Source organism: Brevibacillus antibioticus (assembly GCF_005217615.1).
GTDB lineage: Bacteria > Bacillota > Bacilli > Brevibacillales > Brevibacillaceae > Brevibacillus > Brevibacillus antibioticus.
The window spans coordinates 4,096,227-4,108,066 of the sequence record NZ_SZNK01000001.1 but is presented as its reverse complement, the minus strand read 5'-3'; the positions used below and the strand labels follow the sequence as shown (position 1 = coordinate 4,108,066).

Annotated in this window: 9 protein-coding genes and 1 pseudogene; 8 read left to right on the top strand and 2 right to left on the bottom strand. The window is 44.1% G+C overall.

Annotated features, from left to right (window positions below; genetic code table 11):
• Positions 1-70: 70 nt before the first annotated feature.
• Positions 71-1,045: an ROK family glucokinase gene (locus tag E8L90_RS19575; RefSeq protein WP_137030907.1), complete on the bottom strand. Its 975-nt coding sequence runs from the start codon at positions 1,043-1,045 to the stop codon at positions 71-73.
• A gap of 143 nt (positions 1,046-1,188) precedes the next feature.
• On the opposite strand from E8L90_RS19575, the gene E8L90_RS19570 reads away from it, so the two are divergent.
• From E8L90_RS19570 to E8L90_RS31430, 7 genes and pseudogenes are all read left to right on the top strand, one after another.
• Entirely contained in the window at positions 1,189-2,079 is an 891-nt protein-coding gene (locus E8L90_RS19570; RefSeq protein WP_137030906.1) for a diacylglycerol kinase, read from the top strand.
• 118 nt (positions 2,080-2,197) lie between these two features.
• The gene (rlmD, locus tag E8L90_RS19565; RefSeq protein WP_137030905.1) at positions 2,198-3,640 is read left to right on the top strand and encodes a 23S rRNA (uracil(1939)-C(5))-methyltransferase RlmD; all 1,443 of its coding nucleotides are present in this window, start codon (positions 2,198-2,200) and stop codon (positions 3,638-3,640) included.
• A 672-nt stretch (positions 3,641-4,312) separates the two neighbouring features.
• The gene (locus E8L90_RS19560; RefSeq protein ID WP_137030904.1) at positions 4,313-5,185 is read left to right on the top strand and encodes an Abi family protein; all 873 of its coding nucleotides are present in this window, start codon (positions 4,313-4,315) and stop codon (positions 5,183-5,185) included.
• A gap of 479 nt (positions 5,186-5,664) precedes the next feature.
• The gene (locus tag E8L90_RS19555) at positions 5,665-6,219 is read left to right on the top strand and encodes a PadR family transcriptional regulator (RefSeq protein ID WP_137030903.1); all 555 of its coding nucleotides are present in this window, start codon (positions 5,665-5,667) and stop codon (positions 6,217-6,219) included.
• Between the two features lies 1 nt (position 6,220).
• On the top strand, positions 6,221-7,201 hold the full coding sequence (locus E8L90_RS19550; protein ID WP_137030902.1) for a BtrH N-terminal domain-containing protein: 981 nt from the start codon (positions 6,221-6,223) through the stop codon (positions 7,199-7,201).
• A 168-nt stretch (positions 7,202-7,369) separates the two neighbouring features.
• Positions 7,370-8,650 (top strand): MFS transporter, encoded by a 1,281-nt coding sequence (locus E8L90_RS19545; RefSeq protein ID WP_137030901.1) that lies wholly within the window; start codon positions 7,370-7,372, stop codon positions 8,648-8,650.
• Positions 8,651-9,270: 620 nt separating this feature from the next.
• A pseudogene (locus E8L90_RS31430) lies at positions 9,271-9,364 on the top strand (transposase); the annotation flags it as partial.
• 109 nt (positions 9,365-9,473) lie between these two features.
• On the opposite strand, the gene E8L90_RS19535 reads toward E8L90_RS31430, so the two are convergent.
• A complete protein-coding gene (locus tag E8L90_RS19535) occupies positions 9,474-10,022 on the bottom strand; it encodes a hypothetical protein (protein ID WP_137030899.1) in 549 nt (182 codons plus the stop codon).
• Between the two features lie 1,208 nt (positions 10,023-11,230).
• Here E8L90_RS19535 and E8L90_RS19530 point away from each other — a divergent pair.
• On the top strand, positions 11,231-11,800 hold the full coding sequence (locus E8L90_RS19530) for an SF0329 family protein (protein WP_137030898.1): 570 nt from the start codon (positions 11,231-11,233) through the stop codon (positions 11,798-11,800).
• Positions 11,801-11,840: the final 40 nt, after the last annotated feature.

The window sequence follows — 11,840 nt, the reverse complement described above, 5'->3', positions numbered from 1 at the left end:
CTATACCAAAAAGACGCTCTTGCTGTGAGGCTTCACATGCAGGAGCGTTCATTTTTTTATATGTGGCCGATCAGGATTCGTGCATCTGTGAACGGATTAACCAGCCCGCACCGTACACACCCGCATCATTGCCCAGTCGAGCAGGAACGATCTCTGTGGACTCGACGACGTAGGTGAATGGAACGAAGCGTTTGAATGATTCACGGATTCGGGAAAAGAGGAAGTCACCTGCAGCGGCCACGCCTCCACCGATCATAAACTTCGCAGGATTGAGGACATTCGCCAAATGAGAGAGAGCGAGACCGAGATAGAGCGCCACTTGATCGATAATCGCGAGAGCCGCTGCGTCTCCTGCTACGGCTGCTTCGAGGACATCCTTGGAGGCAATGCTTCCTTTGGTGGCTAGGACAGCGGCAAGCGCCGGGCTTGATCCGTTTGTAGCGGCAATTCGTCCTTCACGAATGATAGCAGTCGCAGACGTATATGTTTCGAGACAGCCTGTTTTGCCGCAATTGCAAGGGGCACCGCTATCCGGGGTCATGGTGATGTGCCCGATTTCGCCCCCAACACCATTGATGCCATGGATGACCTTTCCACTCAAAATGACGCCTCCACCTACACCTGTGCCGAGTGTGATGAAAACGAGGTCTTGTGCACCTTGGCCTGCACCTTGCCACATTTCCCCGAGGGCTGCGACATTGGCATCGTTGTCCACCGCGACTGGCAAACCTGTAAGGGCTTCCAATTTTTCTTTTAATAAAACGGGTTGGCGCCAGTGAAGATTCACTGCTTGGAAGACGATTCCCTTCCCACCATCGACGGGTCCGGGTACTCCTACACCGATTCCGTAGACTTGTGAAAGAGAATAGTCATGCTGCGCAAGAAGATCATGAGACATGTCTACGATTTTTTGCAAAATGCCATCCTCGCCGTCCGCAACAGGCGTCGGTTCTTGCATTTTTGTCACCAGCTCTCCGTCTGGCGTAATCAAAGCCATCTTGATTGCAGTGCCACCCACATCTACTCCCACGATGATCTTCTTCACAAGCGTCTCCCCTATCTCCTTGTTTTTCCATCTTTTTCTATCTTATCACGCTATATGGAGCATAGCGATTCCCAAAAATGGCTATACAGGATATGATGGAAGAGAGTACCCCCGTGAGCGAGGGAAGGAAGAAGGGATCTGCCTTGAAACGAGCCAGATTAATCTACAATCCAAGCTCCGGCCGGGAGATCGTGCGTCGGCGATTGCCGGAAATCCTCGATTTAATGGAGTCGGCCGGATATGAAACTTCATGCTATGCGACCAAAGGGGAAGATGATGCGACAGAAGAAGCTGCTCGTGCAGTAGCTCGCGGTTTTGACGTCATCCTGGCCGCTGGTGGAGATGGAACCATATATGAAGTCGTAAATGGGATGGCAGAGCATAAAGCGCGTCCATCTCTTGGAATAATCCCCTGCGGAACGAGTAATGATTTTGCCCGGGCGGTCGGTATACCGAAATCGATCACACGTGCAACCGAGATTGTCGCCAAGGGCAAGAAGAAACGCATTGACCTGGGGCGCATCAACAACCGCTATTTCATGAATATCGCGGGTGGCGGCTCGCTGACGAATTTGACCTATGAGGTCCCGAGCAAGCTGAAAACGCTAATTGGACAAATGGCGTATTACGTGAAGGGCTTGGAGAAGCTGCCGTCGCTGCACCCGATCCGTGTTCGTCTGGAGAGCCGCAAAGAGGTACTGTTAGATGAAGAGATCATGGTATTCCTCATCGCCAATAGCCGATCCGTAGGCGGCTTCGACTGGCTCGCGCCAGAAGCGGACTTGTCCGACGGCAAGCTGGATGTCATCGTCGTGAAAAAGACGAATATCGCGGAGTTTATTCGCTTGGCGACACAGGCAGTTCGCGGCGAACATTTAAAGGACCCGAACATCCTGTATTTCCAGGCAGATTATATCAAAGCCACTTCACCGGGCGGAGAGACGGTCCAGCTCAATCTGGACGGTGAGCTGGGTGGACAGCTGCCTTGCGTGGTGGAAGCTTTGCCGGGGCATATCGAGTTGTTCGTCCCGTAAGAAGATAGTAAAATGAATAGCAATAGCCGTGGGGATGCCGCTTTTCGCTGTGCATCCCTGCATGTTTCCTGGAGAAAAAACGAAAACCTATAGAGCAAGATAAAAGGAGCAATAGATAGTGGCGAAGACAACAAAGAAGCGGCGCGGTCCGCACCCGACAGCCAAAGTGGAGCTGGACGTCCCAGTACGTGTCGGACAAACCGTGGAAGTGGAGATAACCGGACTGAACCATGAAGGAGCAGGAGTCGGTCGGATTGAAGGATATACGCTGTTCGTAGATGGCGCACTTGCAGGAGAGCGAGTTCATGCGCGTGTCGACCATGTGAAGAAAAACTTCGGCTTTGCCAAGCTGACAGAAGTAGTAGAAGCGAGTACCCATCGCTTCCAGCCACCCTGTCCGCTGTACGACCGTTGCGGAGGCTGTTCGTTGCAGCATCTCGCTTACGAGGAGCAACTGCAGCACAAGCAGCAAATCGTGCGGGACAACCTGCGGCGCATTGGCGGTTTCCAAGTCGAAGGGGAAGGGGCCATTACCGTTCATCCGACACTCGGCATGAGCGATCCATGGCGTTATCGCAACAAGGCGCAAGTACCGATCGGCGAGGAAAACGGGGCGTTAGTCGGAGGTTTTTACGCGGAGAAATCCCACTCGATCATCGACATGAACGAATGCCTCATCCAGCATCAGATGAATGATGAAGCAGTGGCAGCCGTGAAGCAGGCGGCGACCAAGCTGAATATCACGGCATATGACGAGGCTCGCCATACAGGCTTGCTGCGTCATGTGGTTGTGAAGGTAGGCGTCAAGACGGGGGAAGTCATGGTCGTGCTCGTGACGACAGAAGAGCAGATTCCACAGCGCGATCAGCTGGTGGAAGCGATTCGTGGACAGGTAGCTGGCGTGACGAGTATTGTGCAGAACATCAACCCGGACAAGACCAACGTTATTTTTGGCAAAAAGACCGTGACGCTCTGGGGTAGCGATGTGATTTACGATTATATCGGTTCGATTAAGTTTGCCATTTCGGCGCGTTCGTTTTATCAGGTTAACCCTGCGCAGACCGAGGTGCTGTACAACAAGACGTTGGAGTACGCGGGTGCGACTGGTGCGGAGACGGTGATTGATGCGTATTGCGGCATCGGGACGATTTCGCTGTTTTTGGCGCAGAAGTCCAAGCATGTGTATGGGGTAGAGATTGTGCCGGAAGCGATTGAGGATGCGAATCGGAATGCGCAGATAAATGGCGTGGAGAATGCGACGTTTGAGGCAGGGCCTGCGGAGGTTGTCATTCCTGCTTGGAAAGAGAAGGGCATACGGGCGGATGTGATTGTCGTTGACCCACCGCGCAAAGGCTGTGATGAGGCGTTGTTGACGACGATTTTGGAGATGCGGCCGGAGAGAGTGGTTTATGTTTCGTGTAATCCTTCTACGTTGGCGAGGGATTTGAAGGTGCTTGCTGACAGCTACGCGGTGAAGGAAGTGCAGCCGGTGGATATGTTTCCGCATACAACACATGTTGAGAGTGTTGCGTTGCTTGTTCGGAATGAAACAGCTTGCTAAAACCTTGTTGAATACTAGATTTATACGTGTGGTACAGTGGTTTTGGATTAGGTGTAACAGGTTGATATTTTGCCTGTTGATGTGAAATTGATGTGAAAACGTGAATAGTATTCGACCACAGAATAAATAAACAAAAAGAAGGCGCTGAGGAGTAGCTTGTCCTTAGCGCTTTTTCATGCTCTGTTTTTGGTGTTAAAAGCTCAAACAAGGATAGTGTTTCAAACTCCCAAAGCTCGGCATTTTGCTGCTGCGGGTCCTTCCGACAGGGTAGGCCCTATGCAGGTCTAACGAGTCCCGAAATCTGGCTGAGAGTGATTAAAATAAATCACTGTGCATGTTATGCATGATAGGATGGACGAACTCAAGATTAACCCTTGTCTTTTAAAGGTTTCGATTAGATCGGGTATGTGTTAATTGCACAATTGGTATGAGAAAGTGCGCGCTTCAGGAGGATGAAATAGTGCAGCCCATGTGGATAGGGCAATGGTATTTTTGGGCATCACAAGCTGGCATTAAGAACACCACCGCCGACTATTTGAAGACCAAATAATGTTAATAGATGTTGACTTTAACATACACAAGTCTTACAATTAGATTAACAGATCCGGCCCGCGCCTCTCCAATGGAAGCGTAAAGTGGGCCGGACATTATTTTTATTGGGGTGATTATTGTATGACCAATGTCACAGTAGAATTAAAACCCCCAACTACATTTGAGGAACAACTCAATATACTACGCACTCGAGGCGTAGTAATCCCCGATGAAGAGTACTCCATTTCTATTTTAAAGCGGATCAACTACTACCGTTTTACCGCCTACGCCCTGCACTTCAAAGAAAATGATACATACTTCCCTAATACAACCTTCAATAAGATTTATAGACATTACGAGTTTGATGCTAAGCTTAGACAACATTTAATGAAGATGGTTGAACATGTTGAAATCTCTTTCAGAACACATATTGCATATACACTTGCCCATAGTTATGGTGCAGAGGGATACAAATCAGAATCAACGTTTTTTAATCCAAACTGGTGTCAGGATTTTAACACGGAACTTCGTAAATGTATTGATAAATCTAAGGATCCTTTTGTACTTCATCATTTGTCAAAATACTCAGGTAGGTTTCCTGTTTGGGTAGCAATTGAAGTGTTGACGTTTAGCTGGCTATCTAAATTATTTAAGAATCTGCGGAATAAAGATAAAAAGGAAGTATCTAGGTATTATGGTGTGCATTTTAATGAAATATCAAATTGGCTTCATGCTTTGACAATAATCAGAAATAAATGCGCTCATTATAGCAGACTGTTTAATGATAAATTGCCAATGATTGTAAAGTTCCGAGAAGACGACAAAAAGTATGAAATTAAGAATAATCTATTGTATGCCATGATCTTTAACTTGCAGCATCTAATACTTGAATCTTCAAGTTGGAATGTCTGGGTTATAGAATTGGAATCCATTGTTGATGAATACAACGATGTGGACATTAAGTTTTTAGGATTTCATGAGCAGTGGCGAGAGCAACTAAGGAAACAGGGATAACTGATAAGAAATTTGATATCCAAGCAGTGATAATTTGATGTGAATTTGATGTGAGACATTAACATCACTGGGTATAACATCGTATAATAGAACACAAAGCGAATACTGGGAAGCTTGATTTAAAAGGGTTTCAATGGACTGTAACAGAAGGTGAAAAACCAAGGAGTGACCCCGCTTACGGGGCATGTGGAATGTTGCTCACTGTTAGTACGGAAGGACAACTAAATCGGAGATGTATTGGCGGAAATAGTAAAGAGGGGCCTAGACCCCTCTTTTTTTTTCGGTCTCAGGTGGTCACATGATTTTCAGCTAACGTACCCGTTACTTTAATAAGATACTACCAATGAGCCTGAAGTTTGTTTCCGTTTGGGTCAAAAAAGTGAAAAAAGAAATGGCCATTAGCTTCTTTCGGGCTTTGAACATATATTACATTACTGTTATAATACATATGTGAAATATAAATCATGAGGAGTCTCTCCATGAAACAACTTTCGAATGTTGAATTTATGCTGTTGCAAATCATCGCGGAATGTAATCAAGTGTCAGGTTACGACATCAATAAATTAATCGATCAGCGCGGCTACCGGGAATGGGCAAATATCGGCACGACTTCGATATATACAGGACTGAAGAAATTGAACGAAAAAGGATTGATCGAATCCGAGGATTCCATTGAGAAATCCGGTAAGGGACCTATGCCGATACGATTTTTCATGACAGAAGCCGGTATAGACACACTAAGAAATGAAATCATTGTCAGCCTGTCTTCTTCGCGAGAACGCGACCCCCGGTTCGATCTTGGACTGGCTGCTTTGCCTTTTGTCAAGAAGAGTGCAGCCATTGAAGCATTGCGGCAACGTCTGGATTTTCTTAAAGAGATTTCGAAACAGATCGGGCGAAAGTACGAATCGCAAGGAGGCGTTCAATTGCCGTTGCACGTAAGAGCGCTTTTCCTTCATGCTATGAGTCTTAATGAGCACGAACAATCGTTCACCTCTCATCAAATCAACGAATTATTGGAGGAGATGAAATAACATGGCTACAATCATTGAAGGTTTCGTTCCTTATCAAGGTGAACATTGCGAGACGACGACTATGGGGAATTTGCTTCAATTTGCGGGTGTCCAGCTTTCGGAACCCATGTTATTCGGAATCGGGCAAGGATTGGGATTCATTTATTGGGATTCGAAGGGGATGGACTTTCCTTTTATTGGGGGGAGAGTGAAGCCTGATGAATTGACTGCTTGCTTAGCCACGCGCCTCAACTTGACCGTCAGGATAGAAGAAACTTCGTCTGTTAACAAAGCTTGGCAGAACGTACAGAGCTTCATCGAACGCGGCATTCCGGTTGGACTTAAACTGGACTCTTATTATTTGGATTATTTCACAAACAAAGTACACTTTGCCGCTCACTATGCGGTGATCTATGGGATGGATGACGAATACGCCTACATGGCGGATACGAAACAGCAGGGCGGACTGGTTAAGACGCGTTTGGATCATTTGGCCATGGCACGCAATGCCAAGGGGTCTATGAGCTCCCGAAATCGTTCCTTCACGATTGAGTCGGTTGGTGCCCTTTCGCCGCTTGTACCTGCTATTCGAGCATCCTTAACCCAGAATGCTTATGACTATTTGAATCCGCCCATTCGAAATGTCGGGAATAAAGGCATTATGAAAATGAGCAGTGAAATTCTAAAGTGGCCTGAGCGCAGTAAAAATTTTGAGCATGATCTATGTTTAACTGCGTTGTTAATGGAAAGAGCGGGAACCGGCGGTGCATTGTTTCGAAATCTGTATCGCGATTTTCTCAAAGAATGTACCGATCTGCTCGAAGATCCAAAATTAGAGCAGGCATACTTGATGTTCGCGGAAATCGCTCCAATGTGGGCTAGTGTTTCTTCTTTGATCGACCATGCAGGAAGAACAGGAAGCTACCAGGAGCTAAAACAGGTTTCCAAGTTTTTAGTCGAGATTGCGGATAAAGAACGAGCAGCTATGGAATTATTGTTGTAATTCCTTAGGTAGTTAAAGTGTCCACATCGTATAGTTGTGTTCACACTGAACACATGTAGACTAACAGGCAGGATAATGAAAGCGCAAGATCTTGAAACGTAAGTTCCCCTATACTAAAAATGCTAATTTAAATGGCAACTAGTTGTGACGAAAGATGGGGGAACGAGCATGAGTAACAAGGTAAAAGGATTGTTAACGAACACAGATTTTCGCAGACTCTGGATTGGGCAAACGGCATCACAGTTTGGGACGCAGGTTGCATTGTTAGGAATGCCATTAGTGGCAGCTCTCTATTTAGGGGCCAGTCCCATGCAAATGGGGTTGCTTGGTTTTGCCGAGTATGCGCCATTTATCATTTTCGGTTTGCTCGCTGGTGTATGGATAGACAGATTTCCCCGGCGACCAATTCTTGTCGCCGCTAATTTTTTCAGGGGTGCATTACTGCTCATTGTGCCGCTGACAGCCTTAACTGGATTCCTGAATATGACCGGTCTATATTTAGTAGCCTTCATAGTGGGTATCTGTACTGTCTTTTTTGATGTTGCCTATACATCCTTTTTGCCTTCCATTGTGAACAAGGAGCAGCTTGTTGATGGGAATAGCAAGCTAGAGACAAGTAAATCTACTGCACAAATTGCTGGGCCGGGTTTATCAGGTGGACTGGAACAGTTACTCACCGCTCCTTTTGCAATATTGTTCACGTCGGTATCCTTTTTTGTATCCGCAGTGTACATAGCCCGGATTCGCAAGGTGGAGACAGTCGTGACAGATGCGAAAAAACCAAAAAACATGTGGCTGGAAATGAAAGAAGGGCTGCATACGGTTTACACAGAACCGTTGCTGTGGGGAGTGGTACGCTGCTCAACAGTCTTTAACCTTTCCTGGAATGTTATTTTTAGTGTTTATGTTCTGTATGCATCGCAAGAACTCAAAATCAGTGCGAGCATTCTTGGCATCATTTATGGAACGCTAGGAGTAGGGTTCCTATTTGGCTCTATGCTTGCCCAAAGGGCTGTACGTCGTTTTGGAGTAGGTCCAACAATTGTGGGCTCCGCTACGATCGCAGCAAGTGGTGGTTTGCTTGCTCCATTAGCAGTAGGATCAGAATTAAGTATTGCGTTGATTATGATGACGGGACAGCTTCTTTTCGGAATGGGTGTCTCAATGTTTAGCATTAGTACCGTCAGTTTACGTCAAGTAATTGTACCCGATGCCCTGCAAGGTCGCGTGAATGCTACATTTCGATTTATCTCGTGGGGTTCTTTACCGCTTGGTTCGTTAATTGGAGGGATGATAGGGGGGACAATGGGTTTACGGTTCGCTTTATTTGCGGGTGGCATTGGATTGTTAGCTTCGGCTTGTACCTTATTGTTTACCCCATTTTTACAACTACGTGTGAAATCATTTCATGAATTAACATTGGAAAAAGATGTGTCTGTAAAGAGCTAAGGAGTGCATTAAGAAGTATGAAATTAACAGGGTTCGATAGCAGGGGCGGAGAACCCTCTTCTTTTTGTACGATTGTGCTATTTATTATATAAGGAACAAATGGAGCACAATCAGTTGCTGCCAGTATGTCTTAAAAAGGCAGTATCTGACTTATCACTAGACATGTTCACCTAACCAAAAATAAGATTCACCAGCGACTTTATAATCCAAATGCTTAGAACCATAGCAAAGTATTCAAGAATTATGAATTTCCAAGTAGCATTATGCTTACTTAACCCGTATCTAAACAAACTGAAAAAGAATATGCCTCCAGCAATTTCAAGCAGCTCTATGAAACTAAAGACAGATTCACTCATATATCTTTACCACCCCTCTTCCCTCGATGGATTTGCAGTATGTCAAAAGGATAAAATAAAGCAGAACGTAGCTGACCCTGGCTATTAATTATGTGACAAATTCTTATGATAGAGAATTGGATTTCTTTTGTACCTTGATAAGCTCGAAATGATGTCTCTGTTTAATCATATTACACTTAGTGAATACTGCTTTATGGCCCTACGCCCTTTCAAAAACTCGGTTAATTGCAACAAGGAGTCGGCGAAAATGTCGACTCCTTTCGTTTGATTAAAGAGTGGCAAAATCGCCCCTTGTCAATCGGTATATGCTGTTTTTTTCTTAGATGCTATTCACTTTAAAGTAAAGCAGGACGGGGCAAGCCAGACCCCATCGATTAGATTCAAACGCCCGCGCTAAAATCAGCGTAGGTCAAGCATTTCGCTAAATGGTAATGCATTTTTAATAACCCCTCAATTTAAAAGAGTTATTAAATTTCTACGTAGACTGTTTCGTTAGAATCAGTTTTCTTTACTACACCACCAACAACAACAGTTTTAGTTAAAACTCCTTTGATATTAATCCCAAGTGATCTGCCACCATCTAATCTCTTGGTGGTATAACTTGATTGTTTCCATGTATAAGCGCCATCTCCAGTAGCTGACGATTTGACGCTAACCAATTCGATTAAACCACTACTATTTTTGGTATATCCAAGAGTAGCTGATAGCTGGGCATCGCTAGTTGAGGTAAAGCTACCAGTTCTGACAATAATCTGACTATTAGTTGCTAATGTTTTCTGTTCTGACGACTCTAAATATTGAGCTGCATCTTGAATAGAATTGAACTTAGGAGGTATAGCATCTTCTGGAATTTCTGTAACAGTTTCAAGATTGAATTGTTTATCCAATTGGTCAAATGTTGAAATAGAAGATGTATCTGAGGTGTCGATACTTGGTTTTTCTGCAAATGCAGAAGGGATGAACAAAGCTGTTACTAATGCTGTGGAAGACACAATTCTTAGTACATTTTTTTTCATAAACTCTCTCCTATTTGGAATATTTGTGAAACTACGGATTATAGTATCATGAAAATATATAATTTCAAAACATTTCCTGAATACCCAAATATCGTTACTTACTTAAAAACTCTATATGTAAGTCACTACAAACCAAATGCACTAGACTGTTAAATACAAAAGCGAAGATTGAAACGGCGGACTTACGACTTCCGTTCTTCTTTCCAGGGTGGATATTGCGCCAGATCAGTAGCAAGGCCTACGAAAAAGAGCAGGAGGCAGCTAAAGAACTGAAAGTCAACGGGATAAGGATTGTAAAAGAAAAGTTCGATAAAGGGGACGTCATTTGGTCGTATCGAGGTAGTACGGATATTTTCCGGAACAGCGAGGGCAAGTTACGGTCTGAGGTACAGAGAAGATCAACGAAATAACTAAGCAGATGATGGGGGAAAATAAAGATGCCCCAACTTCAAAAAAATAGGGGACGATTGGGGACGAACTTCACTTGGAATCCCAAAAATTCACTCAGAAACGAACGTATGCGAACAAGAAAAACCCTTGATTTTCAAGGGTTTCAAAGATTGGCTAGGATTAAAAAGGCGCGAAGTCGCTCCCGCATAAGGGGCATGTGGAGTGTTGCTCACTGTTAGTTTGGAGAGGGAACTAAATCGGAGATGTATTGGCGGAGTAGCGAGGAGGGGGGGAAAACCCCTCTTTTTTATTTTAGGTGATATGAAACCTTGTTGCTTCTAATTGATTTTCTGTAGAATGTAACAGAAACGGAGAGGAAGAAAGAATTGGAGATAAAAATTTTATGTGGGCGTAGCTTTAGGAGATTCACGAGCAAGAGGAACTAATCATGCTACTTCTGCATTGATATTGGGACCTATTATGATGAAACGGCAGGCTTTGATATAAGCGAAGTTAGTAAAATAGCTACAAAGTTAGATGATGATCATAGGGAAAATGTTATCATCAGACTGGACACCCTATACTTATATTAATGTTATGTATATGGGCAAAATCTCAATTTATAAAGTATTATCTGACCCCCCCCCAATTAAATTGCCGAACTAAAAGCTAAAACTATGCCGTCTCCAAAACGATTCAAGGATGTTATTTGCTTTTTATGGAGTATACTGTATCAATGAGAAAAAGGCATTTTAACAAAGTCATAGGCCAACTGCCCGCAAATACTGCTAGAAGGCCTTGAGAACATAGGAGGATACATGTCCTGGAGCAAATTGAAGAAACAACTGGAGAGCTTTCTCTGTCCTGCGTTAGATGGAAGGGTCGAATACAGTGCAACTGGTTACCGTTATTTACCTGATAAATCAGGAATTTGTTATATTGCCGTAGATAAAAAGAACGTACTTAATATGAGTGATATAACTAGCTCGATCAGATGGTATCAAACGGAGCAGGAAATTAAGAATGATTCAGAGATCCAAATTCCTATCAGCGATGAAGAAATTGAAGCGATTAGAAAAGATACCAAGGGGAACGTTCCGGAGGATCGTCTAAAAGTAATTGCAAGAAATAGAAAAATATCGGAATATGCAAAGGAGCTTTTGTCAGCGCAGACCTCATTAAGTAAATCAAATTTTATCGTTGTGGCTAATACGTTTTTATCTAGTTCGATAGAGGAAAGCATAGAAAGTAATGATATCTTGTTGAATATTCTAGCTTTGGTGGACAGAAGGGTTGGAAAAAAGCGGATTTTAAACATGGCCGAGAAGATGAAGGTAAAGCATCCAATTGTGCAGTATTTTTATGAATTACGGCTTAGTACATTATGACAATAAATATGTCAGGAAGTTTCTTGACTCTTCTCAAATT